Source organism: Saprospira grandis DSM 2844 (assembly GCF_000275825.1).
Lineage (GTDB): Bacteria > Bacteroidota > Bacteroidia > Chitinophagales > Saprospiraceae > Saprospira > Saprospira grandis_A.
The window spans coordinates 525,206-540,249 of the sequence record NZ_JH719942.1; the positions used below are offsets into that span (position 1 = coordinate 525,206).

Sequence of the window (15,044 nt, forward strand, 5' to 3'; positions counted from 1 at the left end):
TCTGCTTAAAAATACCTCGGCTTTTCATCAAAAAATAATTATCAAAGGCGGCTTGCAAAGAGATATCATACTCTGAGTTTGTTTAAAAATTTCGTTTTAGGAAAATAAGTATAAAGGCTAAATAGTGTAGACTCGCCCAGTTGTCGGCTTTTCTTTCAAAACGAATGAGTAAAATTTTGAATGCGTCAATCCATGCGTTAGTTCGCTCAACAGAAAAGCGTTCTTTGTAAAGTTCCTCATCTATAATATCTTGATAATAAGCTTTTTTTCTATTTCTTTTGTTGTGGTCAATATTAGGGATAATGCCCATTTTTTGGCAGTTTTCTCTAAGTTTTTTGCTATCAAACCCTGCATCAGCATTCATAAATAAACCATCAGGAGAGATGTCTGAAAGCTGCAGATCGGCAAGCTATTTTTTGGAAATGACTCTCGATTTCAAACAAATCATTATGGTTTCCCGCAAAAGGCGGAGACATAGCGATTGGCAGCCCATTTTTATCTGTGAGAAAGAGAGCATTTGTGGTTTTGGACTTTTTTCGGCCCTGATAACCCACAGCTTCGCCCCCTCTTTTCGCTGGGGTATGACTTCCGTCAAGCTGTATACTAGATAAATCTAAACAAGATTTTCATGGGCTAGAAATTGGATCCACACTTTTTGCCAAATACCAGACTCGGACCAGCTATTGAAGTAGTAATATACTGTTTGCCAGCAAATTAGAACTTCGTCAAAAAAAGATTGTATCGGTAATTCTCTCCACTGACAACCTGTTTTAAGCCTATAAATTATCGCTTTAACAATTTGCCACAGAGGCGCTTTGGTTTTTCGAGCCAATTTTTTTTCGGGAAAAAATGCTAATATTTTTTCCGTAATAAATTCTTTTGATAAATTCACAACCATGTTGCAAAGCCTTTTTTTGTTTTTGTCGTAATCAACAATAATAAGCGCTTTGCAGCATTTTTTTTTGCCTTAGTCTAGCTGCTGACTAAAAAATTTAAACAAGCTCTCTTGCAAAAAGGCTTCATCGGCTACAGAGCGGATGAACATTTTATCTGTTAGGGCCAACAGACGAGGATTGATATCGTTCATGATACCGGCCTCGATTCCTTTTCGGTAGAAGGCTTCGGCCACAAAGAGGGCTCGATCTTGAAAATCCCGCATTTTGGCCCAGAGCTCAGGGTAAAGCTGTCGGCTATCAATGAGAAACTGATTGGACATTTCGGCCAGCATAACCGAGGCCGTTTTGATCACCTCAAAATAGCGTTCGCTAAAGGTAATTTTATCATCGCTTAATTGGTCCTCAAAGGCTTCAATTTCGGTAATTCGGAGGCGGACCACGGCATCTAGGATTTCGGCTCTAGAGGCAAAATATTTATACAAAGTGGCCTTGCTAATGCCCAATTTTGCGGCAATATCGTCCATAGTAAATTTGGTCAATCCATTGCGGAGATAGACCGTAGAGAGTTGTTCGATCCAGCTAGCTTTGAGGCTAGGGTCATCGATTCGTTCTTTTTTGACTGGTTTTCGTCCCATATATTTTTGGAGTAGCGGCTAAAAAACTTTTTTCTGGCCCTAAAGTTACCAAGTTTTGCGCAATTTTTTTTTGTTTTTTTGGGGCCTCCCGCCTGCGGCGGGCGCTACGTTTCGCCGCTCGCTGCTCGCTCGGCCCTTCGCCGCTTTCAGCGGCTCGGTCTGGCCTTCGGCCACGGCTGCACATCGCTAGGCCGTTGCCAGCCGCCCTTCGGGCGGCCAAAAGCAGGCCTGGGGGCCTGCCCCGCAGTTCCGCCTAAGCCTTTTTGGACCAAATAGAGGGCTTGGCGCCATGGCCCAGCGCTGCGGAGTGGGTGGCCGAAGGCCAGACCGAGCTTTTTGAGCAAAGCGAAAAAGCGAAGGGCCGAACAGACCTGTGAGCCCCGTAGCATAGCGGCGGCCGACCTAGGCAGAGCCTAGCCGGCCGCGGGCCCCAAAAAGAAAAAGCCAGTCCTCTTTACAGAAAACTGGCTTTATATATAGTCTATTGATGATTCTCATAAAAAAAGGAGCCCGATCTACACCAAGCGCTCAACCACCTACCCTTGCTTCGTTTCCGACCTGGGGGAATTCAGTAGGAGCTGCCCGTGTCTCTTGGCTCCGCTGCAAATATAAGGTGGCTTTTTAGATTTGCCAAATCTTTTTTGAGGAGAAAAGGCCATAGCGAGGCTAAGTCTTTTGGAATCAGGCAGAAAAAAATCAGAAAAAGGGAGAATTAGATAGGGGGAGGCTTTAAATTAAACATCTGTTTAATAAAAAGAAAGTCTATGAAGAAGTTAGTTTTATTTGCCCTCCTCCTCCTCGTTTTTGGTCCTTTGCAAGGGCAGCAATGGGAGTTGGCCAAAGAAAAATCGGAAATATCTGTTTATAGTCGGCCATTGGCGGCTTGGGAAATGCAAGAGAGTCGAGCCGAAATGTACATTTCGGCCAATTTAGAAGCGGTAGAGGCGGCCATTAAGCGGGCAGATATGCGCAAAAAGTGGATGTATGAAACCCCATTAAATGAGAACCTAGAGCGGGTTTCTGATGATGAATTCTATGTTTATTATCAGGTAGATATGCCTTGGCCGATAGAAAATAGGGATAATGTGACGCATTATAAGATACATCGATTATCGGAGACAGAGTTGCGGATTGACTTTAGGAGTTGCCCAAAGAAGAAGGCCAAACAGGCGGGTTTTATACGGATTGAGGAGATGCAGGGGCATTGGTATTTTAAGGATATGGGTCGGGGGAAATTATTTGTTCGGCAGCAGTTGGTGGCTCATGCTGGGGGGAGCATTCCGGCTTGGTTGGCCAAAAAATCGGTGGTTGAGGGGCCTTATAAAACGATGACGAAATTTAGGGCTTTATTGGAGTAGGGCCTTTTTTGTGACCTAGCTTATAGTTCTTTTTTTAATCGTTCACAAAGCAGCAAAAACTGTCGAAAACTATCTAGATGGTTAGTTTCTACAGTTCGGTTCTTCATCTCTTTAAAATAGCTAGTGGTCAAGACTGCAGAAGGATTTGCTTTTGTATAGCGCATATTTTTTTCCTTTAGCATCTCTCTTAGGTAGTAGGCGTGAAACTGTGCTACAGTTCCAGTTTGATTTGGGGCTAAGGGCATTTTTTCAGGATCTGCTATTCCCACATCATAATGTGCTTTTAAGGCTCTAAAGCGTTCTGATTCTGGCGCTCTACTACAGACTCGTCGGTTTCCTAAGAACCAGCTTTCTATACAATGTTTATGAACAATAATTTCTAGTTTACAGTTGGTAGGCAAACTAAAATTGCGCTCTTTTAATGCTTTCTCTAGTGCAACTTTTCGATCAAGAAGAGACAAATCTTCACTATCTATACAGACCAGCAAATAATCGTAGTGATCTGCGAGTTCTGTGATATCTTCTGCAGCATGTACAAGATGATTATAGATCGAGGGAATTCCACCAGCAGAAAAAAGGTAATAATTATTATGCTGCACCTCCTGATAGTCATCAACTCGACTAAGTTCGGGAAGTAGCCTAGCCAACCATTCTGGATAAGCCCTCATTTCTGTCTTAGCCCCCTCGACTATAATGTATAAATTCATAATTAGCTTGTTTGCACTCCTTGTCGATATTGCTTCAGGTTAATTAAACGAAGAAAACGTTCGTGTTTTGAATCTCCAAGGTTTAATCCTTTAGCATCAATAGTTGAAATGGTCCCTGCTTTTCGCTGTACTAGCTTCCAATAATCATAGGGCACCTGATTAATAATGTATGGATGATGGCTAGTGGCTATAAATTGAATACTTTCTTGGCTATACAGCAAATCCTCTGTCAGAATATCAATACAATTAGTCCCCAAACTATTCTCAAATTCATCAATCAGTACCACTGTCCCTTTTTCCAACAAGTACATCTCTGCAATATGAATCAGGCTGCGCAACATACCTGAGGAAATGCGATATTGAGGAATCCAGTTATTAACTCCTTTCTCTTTTATAGACAAAATAATTACTCGTCCCAAAAAAGAGCTAAGTTCTCCCATTCGGCCTGTTTTTATCTCTTCTACCTGAGGAAAGGCTGCAGAAAATTGCTCCTGTATATCCTGAAAAAGGTCATCATTTTTTTCGTATAGCCAGTGCAATTTAACAATTGTGGGGAGTTCGGCAGCTTTTAACTCCTCTACAGTTTGGTAATCCTCCATTCTATAATCAGTAGAAGATATCCCAACTTCTTTAGTGTGATCTCTTAAAATAATTTTCTGAAAGCCTTCATAAGCGGGACGGATCGCTTCTTCTTCCTTAAAAATGGAAATTAGGCTTTCTGTAAAAGAGAGCTTGGGCATTTTTTTACCCTCAAAATATATTTGCTCTCCTTTGCGCTCTGTAATTAGTTCATCATTTAACCAGAGTTTTTCTCGAAGTAATTTAGCCATTTTCTTTTTAGCACTCGTCTGCCAATCTAAGCCCTCTATCTCATCAACTAAAAAGTCAAATTCACCTGTCCAACGATAGTGCTGACCCTCATTCCGAAATTTGACATCCCATGCTAATCCATTTTGATTGCCCCCCTTACTAATCTTGACCAAGCTATTTATGGCCTGAAGAATCTGCGTTTTACCAACTCCCGAAATGCCAACTAAAAGTGTCAACTTTAGAAAGTGAATATCTTGAATTGACCACTCCTCTTGCATATGTTGATAAGCTAGACTATCAAGGTACATAGGATACTAAATTTATTTTGTACAAAATCAAAATGTTGTCAAACTGCTTATCTCAAGATAAGCGTTTTTTTACAAATGCTTAAATATCCTAAAAAAGGCCCCGCTAGCAGTTGCTAGCGGGGCCTTTTTTCTGGCTTAAAATAAAAAAGAGGCTGCCCTTATTCAGGACAGCCTCCCCTAAAAACCCAAACAAATAAACACAAAGACAATTCAAAGATACAGCTCTTATTGTAAATGTCAAATTGCAGCCTAAAAATATCCCCCAAAAGGGGTAATTTTAACAAATGTTAAAAACCGATGTAACTACACTAATTTAATAACATATTGGCTATCAATAATTTCTACGCCTTTTGCTTTTAGTTCGGCGATTGCATTTTTTCCGTCTTCTGCTTTCATATTTACGGCTCTACAAGCATCTTGGACCAAATAAGTTTTGAATCCTAGGGCCTGAGCATCTAGGGCGGTAAACTTGACGCAATAATCTAGTGCAAGGCCGAGCACAAAAACAGTTGTGACGCCTTTTTCTTTGAGGTAATCGCCTAGGCCGGTGGATTTTCTGTGGCCATTATCAAAAAAGCCGCTATAGCTATCAATTTCTACATCCGTTCCTTTTTGGAAGATCTTTATAATTTGGCTTTGGTCTAGTTCGTCTACCAGCTCGGCGCCATAGCTTCCTTGCACGCAGTGAATGGGCCAAAGGATTTGCTCTAAGCCATTGAGGTCAATAACTTGCCCAGGCTGTCGAAAAAGGTGATTGGCCGCAAAGCTTTTGTGGTTGGCGGGATGCCAATCTTGGGTAGCCAGCACCAGATCAAAATGAGGCATCAGGCTGTTGGCGATAGGGATCACGGCATTAGCATCGGGGACCTCTAGGGCGCCATGTTGGCAAAAGTCGTATTGTAAATCTACTAAGATCACTGCATTCATAAGTTACTCTCTTTAGTCTTCGGTCTCTCTGGGTTGAAAGCGAATTTCGAAGATAAATTCGCCTAAGCGTTCAGACAGCCGTTGATATTTTTCTTTATTAAATTTATAGAGGTAGGCGGGGCGATGCGGCACATTTTGTTGCCGTTCTTGTTGTTCGAGCAGGCCCATTTTTAGAATTTTGGATCTAAAATTTCGGCGGTTGAGTTGTTGGCCCAAAATAGTTTCATATAAATTCTGAAGATCTGTCAGGGTAAACTTTTCGGGCAAAAGCTCAAAGCCAATAGGTTTGTACAAGACCTTTGCTCGGAGTCGCTCCAGCGCCATTTCTAGCACTTTGTTATGGTCAAAGGCTAGGGGTGGCAGCTCCGAAATCTTAAACCATTTGGCTTGTCGGGCATCAGAGGCGGCTTTAATGGGGTGTTCCGATAAATTGACTAGGGCATAATAGGCCACACTAATCACTCGGCCCCTAGGGTCTCGATTTGGTGCGCCAAAGGTATAGAGCTGCTCGATAAAGATATCTTTAATGCCCGTTTCTTCCTCCAGTTCTCGTTTGGCGGCCAAATCTAGGTCTTCGCCCATATCTACAAAGCCGCCTGGCAAGGCCCAATGCCCAGCAAAAGGGTCATCGGCTCGCTCAATGAGCAAAATGCGCAAATCTGCGCTATCGTCTAGTCCAAAAACCACACAATCTACCGTGACCGCGGGTCTTGGGTATTCATAGGTATATGCCATATTTTTTATTGTTTTTTATTCCGAAGTCCCTCTATTAAGTCGGCTTTAGTTTGGGCCAAATTCGCTTCTAGCCCCTTGGGGTACAACTTAAAATCTACGCCCTGAAAAAGGGCCAAATCTTGTTCTGCAGCCTTGCGAATTTCGCCTAAGCTAGGCAATTTATAACAAAGTTTGCCTTTTCTAAATATGGGCTGCAAGAGATCTTCGTATTTTCGGCTATCACAAACTATGCTACGGCCATCTAGGCTTTGTAATTGGCCTAAAGGGGCAGTTTGTAGCTCATCCCAAATCATGTCGCCATAGGGCCGCCCATCGGTTAAATAATAGCGGCGAACTTGGAGCGCGCCCGGATTAGAGATTTTAATTGGCGTATTGGAAAGCTTAATTTTATAGGCCCATTTGCTGTTTGCATCCTTGCGCAAGGCGGCCAGTTTATAGACGCCGCCTAGGGCGGGCTGATTCTGAGCCGTGACCAAATTCGTGCCCACGCCCCAACTATCAATGGCTGCTCCCCCAGCCTTTAAGGTCCTAATTTTATCCTCATTCAGGCTATCGCTAGCAATGATTTTAGTGTTTTCAAAACCTGCCTCATCCAAACGTTTTCTGGCCCAAATACTCAGGGCCCGCAAATCGCCACTATCTAAGCGAATCCCAAGTAAATCTTGTCCTTGCGCCCTGAGTTCTCGACCGATTTCAATGGCTTTGTCTACTCCCTTTTGGGTATCATAGGTATCTACCAGAAAAACGCAATTAGCGGGCATGGCCTGCGCATAAGTAGCAAAGGCTTGCTGCTCATCCTCAAAACTCATCACCCAGCTGTGCGCATGGGTTCCCTTTACGGGAATGTCATAGAGCTTGCCGGCCAATACATTACTCGTTGCGGCTACTCCGGCAATATAAGCTGCTCGAGAAGCCGAGAGGCCGCCATCAATTCCCTGCGCTCTACGCAAGCCAAACTCTAGGACCGTATCGCCCTGAGCGGCCAAACAAACCTGATGGGCCTTGCTGGCGATTAAGGTCTGAAAGTTGAGGATATTTAACAAGGCCGTTTCTAATAATTGGGCCTGAATCAATGGGCCACGCACCCGCAAAAGTGGTTCATGCGCAAAAACAACTCGGCCCTCTGGCACTGCATCAATATCACAGCTAAACTTCATGCGCTGTAAGTAATTCAAAAAGGCTTCCTCAAATAATGGGCGGCCATCGGCCCCCTTCAAGCCCCCCAAATACTGTATATCGTCTACCGAAAAGGCAAAATCTTGCATATAGGCAATGGCATCTTCCAAACCTGCCGTAATGGCATAATTGGCCCCAAAGGGATTTTTTCGGTAAAACCAATGAAAGATGGCCTCTTCTTCCTGCCGTCCTGCCTTCCAATAACCGTAGGCCATAGTAATTTGATAGAGGTCGGTGAGCAGGGCCAAACTGCTCCGATAGCGCTTATTTAAACTGTTTTGCATAGGGATATTTTATTTTGTATGAACAAGGTAATTAGACTTAGTTTATTTTCCAAACTAACTTAGTTTATTTTTCAAACTAAGTACCCTAGCAATTAGTTCAGCTGGCTTAAAATTTCAGGTTAAAAAAGGAATAGCCAATTGGTTATCAGTTATTTATTTCTGGTCTTTTTTGCGGCAGGCAGGCGGCTTCGCCGCCTGCAAAGGAGCGAAGCGACGCGGCTGAGGGGCTGTAGCAGGGCGGCGAAGCCGCAGACCGAGGCGCTCTGCGCCGAAGGGCCGAGCGAACAGCGAGCTGCGAAATGGCCCGACCCGAGCGAAGCGAGTGGGCAGCCCCAAAACAGCAGCAGCTTGGCTACAGAAGGGGATAATATTGAGCCAGGGCGGCAATAGCCAGAAGCAGCAGTTGCCAAAGCTCTGCCCAGCGGCTATTTTTCCAGGCTTGCCATTGCAAAGCAAGCAGCAGAGCTAGGGGCAGCAAGCAGGCGGTTAGTTGGGCGGATATTCCTTGATAGGCCAAGAGCTGTAGTGGGGCAAAAAAGAGGAAGATAAAAATGAGTTGTAAAAACTTCTGCTCCTTAATAGTCGTCTTTTGTTTGAGGGCTTGAAAATTGGCCCAAGAGAGGAGAAACATCAGCAAAGCCGCCCCCAAAGAAGCTAAAAGAAAGGGATCATTGAAGTTGGAAAAATCTTGGGCGAGCCAATTGGAAAAGGCATAAATTTGGGCAAAATCGCCCCAATGATCAAAGAGAAAATAGGTTGTGCCGCTTAAGAAAGCCGGTATACTGCCCGAGAGTAGGATGACGGAAAAATCCTTAATACTGGCTGGTCGAAGGGTGACCCAGGCCAATAAAAAGGCGGGTAAATAGAGGGCAAAAGGCAGATAAAACTGTATACTTAGGCCCATAAAGAGGGCGGCATTAGAAAGTGGCAAAACCGAGTTTTTCTGTTCGTAAGATCGGTAGAGATTATAGAAACAGAGCAGCAAACTCAAATTGCCCAGCAGAATGGGAGAAAGGCCTAGGCTCTGCGGAAACAAAGCCAGGCTAAGCAAGCTACTGATAGCCACAAAAAAAGTACTCTGTCGGCCCAAGCGAAAGCGATTGACCAATTGATTGAGCCCAAAAGCCAAGACAAAAGCGAGGAGCAAAAAAAGCAAATTGGCCCCTAGTCCACTGCCACCAACATAAGGCGCCAGTGGCCCCAAATGCGCCAGAGTAGCCCTATCGGGGAGAAAAAAGACGGGCAAAAGGAGTAAAACTCCATAAATCAAGACAAAAAAGCCGGTAATAATATGGTTGTTGCGAAATAAAGAGAGCACCTTTTCTTTTTATAGGGTAGAGGTAATTTGTTCATTTAGGGCAAAATGGGCCTTTCGTCTAAAAGATGATGGACAAGATCTTAATTCTTCAGTAAGTTCATCAAAAAAGCCTAAATTTACGGTCCATTTTATGCCTGACCGCCCCAAAATACAGCTTCAGCATGCGAAATACAATCGGTTTTCTGCTTTTCTTTCTCCCTCTTTTTCTTTTGGCCCAAACCGAAGAAGAAGAACAAGCAAATCCCCCCTTAAAATTGGGGCAATTTTATGCCGATATACATATCAACTCTAGTAGTAAGCCCTACAACTCTCGGACTGGAGACATGGACTATACGATCTGGGAGCCCATTTTTCATGATTGTGGCTACGATCGCTCTAGCCAAATGATGCAGGCCCTTGGCCCTTATTTGCCCAAATACTCGCAGGCGCATTTTGCGGCCCTAGCGCAGGGGCGTAGCCGCCTGAGCTGCATGGCCCTCTCTCCCGTAGAGCGCCCACTCATCAATGGCTCTAGTTTTTACAATGACCGAAATAAAAAATCAACCGTCTCTTGCATGACGGGCATTGTGGCCAACCAACTCTTTTTGCGCCAAAAAGAAATGGATTACTTTGCCGACTTGCTGGGTAATATTGAGTATTTGCAACGTTTTGAGGGCGATAAAAGCTTCTACTATTTTCAGGGCAAAAAGCATCAGTACGAAATTATCCGCAATGCCGAGCAGCTCGACTCGGTGCTGGCCAGCCCCTACCGCCTCGGCATCTTGCTGAGCATTGATGGAGGCCATAGTTTGGGCCACTCTATATATATAGATGAAAATATTACCAACCTAGAGGAGTATAGCGATCTGATGCGCAAAAATATTCGCCGCCTAAAGGGCCTGCTCCCCATCTCGGATAATACCGATGAGTATATCCAAACGCCAATTCTCTGGATTTCCTTGGCCAAAAATTATGAAAATGGCCTAGGCGGAATGGCCAATAGCTGGAGCCGCGACGAAATTAACGTCTTTGGTAAGGTCAAAGCAATTAACAACGGCCCTAGCCGCCTAGGTAAAGAAATTATTGAAGAACTGACCGCCCGAGAAGGCCGACGCATCCTCATTGATGTGAAACACATGAGCTACCGCTTTAGAAAATATTATTATCAGGCCATTGAACGAGCCTCGATTTTGGGCGAAAAAATTCCCGTGGTCTGTAGCCATTGTGGCATTAGCGGCTTGAGTTGGCAGCAACGAAATTATAAACGCAAAGATGACGATAGTAAAAATAATACCTCTTACCTGAACCACTGGACCCAAAACCTCTCGGAGGAGGACCTTGTCAATATTTATAAGTCGGGCGGACTGATTGGCATCCCCCTAGATGCCTCGGTTTTGGGCGGCCAACTGGCCCTAGAAGAAATCCAAATGAGCCCCGAAGGCAGCTTGCAACGCAAAAAAGCAGAACTGCACCTCTTTATGGCCAATCTGCTGACGGTGGTGCAGCTGGTTTCTAAAAGTAGCGGCTACAACCCCAAGCGAAGAAGTGTTTGGGACATCATTGCCCTCGGTTCCGATTTTGACAATATCAAGCAACCCCTCACGGCCTACCCTAATGCCTCCTCTACCGCCAAATTGGCTGAAGATGTCCAGGAGTTTTTGACCCAGCCCGAAAATATTAGCAGCCTCTTTACTAGCCGCCAAATTGAGGAACTGATGGAGGGCCTTAGCCCCGAGGAACTAACCGAAAAGATCATGGCCAAAAATGCCTATACCTTTATTAAAAAACAGCTAGAGCTCCAACCCAAACTAATGGGCCCACAAGCCCAAAAATAAGGTCCTGTTTTTTCTTTTTTTTGGGGCTGCCCCGCCCTTCGGGCGGGTCGGGCTGTGTCGGGCTCGCAGGTCTGCTCGGCCCATCGGCAGCTTTGCTGCCTCGGTCTGGCCTTCGGCCACCCTTTCCATCCCTCAGCCTGCGGCGGCTTTGCCGCCTGTAGGGGTCCAATACGACCATTTTAGCTATGAACATCAATCAATTTTTTCAGACAGCCAGCTGGCGATTTGCCCTTATTTTGGGCTGCGTATTGGTCCTTTTGGGCTCTGTTTACTTTAATATTACGATTGGGCAGCAGCTAGAAACCGCAGAGCGGCAACGCATGCGCACTTGGGCCCAGGCCCAAGAAAGCATTTTAAAAGCAGCCAATAATTGCGACCTCAGTTTTCAGAGCCAAATCATTAGCGAGAATGAAGATATTCCCATGATTCTGGTCGATGGCGATTACCGCATTATTGATGTGCGTAATTATGGCGATAGAAGCTGGCCCAAGGACCGAAAATACTTTGAAAAAGAGCTAAAAAAGCTGAGAGGAAAAAGCCAGCCCATTATTTATGAAGTGCCCGAACTACAACTTAAAAACTACGTTTATTTTCGGCAATCTAAATTGATTACCTACTTAGAGGTATCGCCTTATTTGCAGTTTGCTTTATTGTTGGCCTTTATCATTATGGCCTATTTGTCTATTAAGGCCCTTAAAGATTTGCAGCAAGAGCGCATTTGGTTGGGCATGGCCAAAGAAACTGCCCATCAGTTGGGGACGCCCACTAGTTCTTTGGTGGGTTGGATAGAAAACATTCGTTTGTTTTATCCCGAAGATGAAAATCTGGGCATGATGGCCGATGAAATGGCCAAGGATGTAGAACTGCTCAATCAGGTGGCCTATCGCTTTTCTAAATTGGGGGCTTCGGCAGAATTGAAAGAGGAGGACCTTTTGCCTCGCCTAGAAAAATTGTTGGCCTATAGTAAAGAGCGGGCCTCTAGAAAAGTGCAGTTTATGGCCCCCAACTTTGAGGAACTAGCCCCAATTATTGCTCCTATCAATGGCCTTTTATTTGATTGGGTGATTGAAAACCTCTTTAAGAATGCCCTAGATGCCATGGATGGACATGGCGAAATTGCCCTGCGGGTCTATCAAGTTCAGCAGCAAGTGATTATTGAAATTCAGGATAGTGGAAAAGGCATGCCCAAAAAGCTGCATAAAAAGATTTTTCAGGCGGGCTTTTCTACCAAACAGCGAGGTTGGGGCTTGGGGCTCTCCCTCTCTAAGCGCATTGTAGAGCAATATCATAATGGGCGCATCTATGTAAAAGAATCGGTACCTGGAGAAGGGACCATTTTTAGGATCCAGCTGCCCACAAGCCTAAGTTAAGCCTTCTGCGGTTTGCAGGCCCTTTAGGGCCGCAGGCTGAGGGATAGAAAGCAGTGGCCCAAAGGGCCAGACCCAAGCCGCCGCAGGCGGCTGCAGGGCCGAGCAGACCTGCGAGCTGCGACATAGCCCGACCCGAGCAAAGCGAGGGGCAGCCCCAAAAAAAAGGAATAAAAAAAACGAGATAGAGAAGCGCTAAAAAAGAAGCTCAAGAACGGTTCTTTTTTGCTTTTAAAAAGGCTGGCATAAGCCATTTATTTTTTGTATTTTTGTAGCTATGGAAGAAAATAAAAACAACTTAGATCAACAACAGCCCGAGGTTCAGAATGCGGACTACGGCGCCGATAATATTCAGGCGCTGGAAGGCTTGGAGGCCGTGCGTATGCGGCCAGGTATGTATATTGGAAGTACAGACAGCAAAGGGCTTCATCATTTGGTATGGGAGGTCTTGGACAACTCGATTGATGAGCATTTGGCGGGTTATTGCGATGAGGTGACAATTACCGTGCACCCCAATAATTCGGTTAGTGTTTTTGATAATGGTCGGGGGATTCCGGTGGGCATGCATCAGAAACTACAAAAGTCTGCTTTAGAGGTGGTCATGACGGTTTTGCATGCTGGTGGAAAATTTGACAAAAAGACTTATCAGGTATCTGGTGGTTTGCATGGTGTGGGGGTTTCTTGTGTGAATGCGCTATCTAGCTTTTTGAAGGCGGAAGTGCATCGCGAGGGGCAGGTTTATGTGCAGGAATATAGCTGTGGGATTCCGCAGACCGAGGTATCTGTGATTGGGCAGACGGATCGGACGGGGACCAAAGTGACTTTTTTGCCCGATGCCAGTATTTTTTCGGCCATCAATTATATTTATGAAAACCTAGCCAAGCGCTTGCGGGAGTTGGCCTATTTGAACAAAGGTTTGCGTTTGATTATCATTGATGAGCGCAAATTGGAGGAAGATGGTAGTTTTAAGCGGGAAGAATTCTTTTCTGAAGGCGGACTGAAGGAGTTTGTTCAGGAGATGGACAGCAATAGCAACCGAGAGATTTTGTTGCCCGAGCCTATTCATGTGATGGGAGAAGAAGAGGGTGTATTTGTGGAGGTAGCTTTTCAGTACAATAACTCTTATCGGGAGAATCTTCGTTCTTTTGTCAATAATATCAATACCGTTGAAGGTGGAACGCATGTTTCTGGATTTCGCAGAGCGGTGGGCCATGAGCTCAAGAAATATGGAGAGCGGACGGGCTTGTTTGCCAAGGCCAAGGCCACTATTTCTAGTGAAGATTTTCGAGAGGGCCTAACGGCTGTGGTGGCGGTAAAGGTGCCCAACCCGCAGTTTAAGGGACAAACCAAAGGAGAATTGGGCAACCAAGAGGTCAACTCTATTGTATCGGGAGCCGTGCGTAAGGCCTTTGCTCTTTATTTGGAGGAGAACCCTTCTACGGCTAAGTTAATTATTGACAAGGTAGTCTTGGCGGCTCGGGCTCGTACAGCAGCCCGCAAGGCCAGAGAAATGGTACAGCGCAAAAACGTCTTGACGGGTTCTGGTCTGCCAGGTAAACTGGCCGATTGCTCGTCTAGAGATGCTAGCCTATCTGAAATCTTTTTGGTAGAGGGAGACTCGGCGGGTGGAACGGCCAAACAGGGCCGCAGCCGTGAGTTTCAGGCTATTTTGCCCTTGCGTGGTAAGATCTTGAACGTAGAAAAGGCCATGGAGCACAAAATCTACGAGAATGAAGAGATCAAAAATATCTTTACCGCCCTAGGCGTACGCATTGCCGAAAAAGATGGCGATCGTTATCTCGATACCGAGAAATTGCGTTACCACAAGATTGTCATTATGTGTGATGCCGATGTGGATGGTAGCCATATTGTTACCTTGATTTTGACCTTCTTCTTCCGCTATATGCGCCCCTTGGTAGAAAATGGCTATGTTTATATTGCCGCTCCACCCCTCTACTTGATCAAGAAAGGTAAAAAACAAGTCTACTGCTGGGATGAAACACAACGCCAAATAGCAGTAGCCGAATTAGGCGGGCAGGGCGTTGGCATACAGCGCTATAAGGGTCTGGGCGAAATGAATGCCGAGCAACTTTGGGAAACTACCATGAATCCCGAAACCCGCACCCTGCGTCAGGTACAAATTGAAGATGCCGAAATGGCCGATGAGACTTTTAGTATGCTGATGGGAGATGCTGTGCCTCCTCGCCGTAAGTTTATTGAAGAAAATGCAAAATATGCCAATGTTGATGCCTAGAATTTAGGCCAAAACAAAGAAGCAAAAAGCGAACTTCCCAAATTGGGAAGTTCGCTTTTTTTTTGCCTTGCTAATATAAAAGGGCAAAGCTTGGAAAATAAGTTAAGCACTTGAACTGTCACATCAGTCAGGAATTTCTGGCCTTTTTATAGAGCCCTAGATAAAGAAGCAAAGATTTGCTACGAACAAAAGTGCGGCTAAAATATGGCCAATAGGAGTTAAATTTTGGCAAAATCAACACAAATCACTACAAATCAGTTACTTAAAGCCAAAGGCTAGCAAAAAACACTTTTTTAGGTTTTTTTATGACCTTGAGCTTGTAAAAGAAATGTTAAGCTGATTTAAAGAAAATCTGGCTTTTAGGGTAACATTTTGAGTAAAAATGCCATAAACTACTAGTAGTCCCAAATAAAATGAAGCTAATCAATTGACTTAAGGTATAAAATTCATTTTAA

At 44.7% G+C, this 15,044-nt stretch carries 13 protein-coding genes; 4 read left to right on the top strand and 9 right to left on the bottom strand.

The features are described 5' to 3' along the window. Window positions 1–82: 82 nt before the first annotated feature. From SAPGRDRAFT_RS23350 to SAPGRDRAFT_RS02575, 3 genes are all read right to left on the bottom strand, one after another. Window positions 83–364 carry a transposase gene (locus SAPGRDRAFT_RS23350; protein WP_253271247.1) on the bottom strand — a complete coding sequence of 94 codons (282 nt, stop codon included), beginning with the start codon at window positions 362–364 and terminating at the stop codon, window positions 83–85. A 249-nt stretch (window positions 365–613) separates the two neighbouring features. Continuing rightward, complete coding sequence (locus SAPGRDRAFT_RS23355) at window positions 614–898, bottom strand: transposase (RefSeq protein WP_037349759.1); 285 nt, start codon at window positions 896–898, stop codon at window positions 614–616. A gap of 69 nt (window positions 899–967) precedes the next feature. Continuing rightward, window positions 968–1,531, bottom strand: a complete 564-nt coding sequence (locus tag SAPGRDRAFT_RS02575; protein ID WP_002656956.1) for a TetR/AcrR family transcriptional regulator — start codon at window positions 1,529–1,531, stop codon at window positions 968–970. A 764-nt stretch (window positions 1,532–2,295) separates the two neighbouring features. On the opposite strand from SAPGRDRAFT_RS02575, the gene SAPGRDRAFT_RS02580 reads away from it, so the two are divergent. Further along, entirely contained in the window at window positions 2,296–2,889 is a 594-nt protein-coding gene (locus SAPGRDRAFT_RS02580) for an START domain-containing protein (protein ID WP_002656959.1), read from the top strand. Window positions 2,890–2,909: 20 nt separating this feature from the next. Here SAPGRDRAFT_RS02580 and SAPGRDRAFT_RS02585 read toward each other — a convergent pair whose 3' ends face one another. The 6 genes from SAPGRDRAFT_RS02585 to SAPGRDRAFT_RS02610 form a co-directional block, all read right to left on the bottom strand. Then, window positions 2,910–3,596 carry a hypothetical protein gene (locus SAPGRDRAFT_RS02585; protein WP_002656961.1) on the bottom strand — a complete coding sequence of 229 codons (687 nt, stop codon included), beginning with the start codon at window positions 3,594–3,596 and terminating at the stop codon, window positions 2,910–2,912. Between the two features lie 2 nt (window positions 3,597–3,598). After that, window positions 3,599–4,714: an AAA family ATPase gene (locus tag SAPGRDRAFT_RS02590; protein ID WP_002656962.1), complete on the bottom strand. Its 1,116-nt coding sequence runs from the start codon at window positions 4,712–4,714 to the stop codon at window positions 3,599–3,601. A 303-nt stretch (window positions 4,715–5,017) separates the two neighbouring features. After that, window positions 5,018–5,641 carry a bifunctional nicotinamidase/pyrazinamidase gene (gene pncA / locus SAPGRDRAFT_RS02595; protein WP_002656963.1) on the bottom strand — a complete coding sequence of 208 codons (624 nt, stop codon included), beginning with the start codon at window positions 5,639–5,641 and terminating at the stop codon, window positions 5,018–5,020. Between the two features lie 12 nt (window positions 5,642–5,653). Next, window positions 5,654–6,376, bottom strand: a complete 723-nt coding sequence (locus SAPGRDRAFT_RS02600) for an NUDIX hydrolase (protein ID WP_002656964.1) — start codon at window positions 6,374–6,376, stop codon at window positions 5,654–5,656. A 5-nt stretch (window positions 6,377–6,381) separates the two neighbouring features. After that, window positions 6,382–7,836 (bottom strand): nicotinate phosphoribosyltransferase, encoded by a 1,455-nt coding sequence (locus SAPGRDRAFT_RS02605; protein WP_002656966.1) that lies wholly within the window; start codon window positions 7,834–7,836, stop codon window positions 6,382–6,384. Window positions 7,837–8,188: 352 nt separating this feature from the next. Next, complete coding sequence (locus SAPGRDRAFT_RS02610) at window positions 8,189–9,154, bottom strand: hypothetical protein (RefSeq protein ID WP_002656968.1); 966 nt, start codon at window positions 9,152–9,154, stop codon at window positions 8,189–8,191. Window positions 9,155–9,315: 161 nt separating this feature from the next. On the opposite strand from SAPGRDRAFT_RS02610, the gene SAPGRDRAFT_RS02615 reads away from it, so the two are divergent. The 3 genes from SAPGRDRAFT_RS02615 to gyrB all read left to right on the top strand — a co-directional run bounded on the left by SAPGRDRAFT_RS02615 (window position 9,316) and on the right by gyrB (window position 14,589). Next, the gene (locus SAPGRDRAFT_RS02615) at window positions 9,316–10,968 is read left to right on the top strand and encodes a hypothetical protein (protein ID WP_002656970.1); all 1,653 of its coding nucleotides are present in this window, start codon (window positions 9,316–9,318) and stop codon (window positions 10,966–10,968) included. A 185-nt stretch (window positions 10,969–11,153) separates the two neighbouring features. Next, entirely contained in the window at window positions 11,154–12,338 is a 1,185-nt protein-coding gene (locus SAPGRDRAFT_RS02620; protein WP_002656972.1) for a sensor histidine kinase, read from the top strand. 274 nt (window positions 12,339–12,612) lie between these two features. Then, complete coding sequence (gyrB, locus tag SAPGRDRAFT_RS02630; RefSeq protein WP_002656976.1) at window positions 12,613–14,589, top strand: DNA topoisomerase (ATP-hydrolyzing) subunit B; 1,977 nt, start codon at window positions 12,613–12,615, stop codon at window positions 14,587–14,589. Window positions 14,590–15,044 lie beyond the last annotated feature (455 nt).

Excerpts from the sequence above, each read along its gene's own strand:
- SAPGRDRAFT_RS02600 (WP_002656964.1), bottom strand. The coding sequence starts at position 6,376 with ATGGCATATACCTATGAATACCCAAGACCCGCGGTCACGGTAGATTGT.
- gyrB (WP_002656976.1), top strand. The coding sequence starts at position 12,613 with ATGGAAGAAAATAAAAACAACTTAGATCAACAACAGCCCGAGGTTCAG.
- pncA (WP_002656963.1), bottom strand. The coding sequence starts at position 5,641 with ATGAATGCAGTGATCTTAGTAGATTTACAATACGACTTTTGCCAACAT.
- SAPGRDRAFT_RS02585 (WP_002656961.1), bottom strand. The coding sequence starts at position 3,596 with ATGAATTTATACATTATAGTCGAGGGGGCTAAGACAGAAATGAGGGCT.
- SAPGRDRAFT_RS02575 (WP_002656956.1), bottom strand. The coding sequence starts at position 1,531 with ATGGGACGAAAACCAGTCAAAAAAGAACGAATCGATGACCCTAGCCTC.
- SAPGRDRAFT_RS02620 (WP_002656972.1), top strand. The coding sequence starts at position 11,154 with ATGAACATCAATCAATTTTTTCAGACAGCCAGCTGGCGATTTGCCCTT.
- SAPGRDRAFT_RS02590 (WP_002656962.1), bottom strand. The coding sequence starts at position 4,714 with ATGTACCTTGATAGTCTAGCTTATCAACATATGCAAGAGGAGTGGTCA.
- SAPGRDRAFT_RS02605 (WP_002656966.1), bottom strand. The coding sequence starts at position 7,836 with ATGCAAAACAGTTTAAATAAGCGCTATCGGAGCAGTTTGGCCCTGCTC.
- SAPGRDRAFT_RS02580 (WP_002656959.1), top strand. The coding sequence starts at position 2,296 with ATGAAGAAGTTAGTTTTATTTGCCCTCCTCCTCCTCGTTTTTGGTCCT.
- SAPGRDRAFT_RS23355 (WP_037349759.1), bottom strand. The coding sequence starts at position 898 with ATGGTTGTGAATTTATCAAAAGAATTTATTACGGAAAAAATATTAGCA.
- SAPGRDRAFT_RS23350 (WP_253271247.1), bottom strand. The coding sequence starts at position 364 with ATGAATGCTGATGCAGGGTTTGATAGCAAAAAACTTAGAGAAAACTGC.
- SAPGRDRAFT_RS02615 (WP_002656970.1), top strand. The coding sequence starts at position 9,316 with ATGCGAAATACAATCGGTTTTCTGCTTTTCTTTCTCCCTCTTTTTCTT.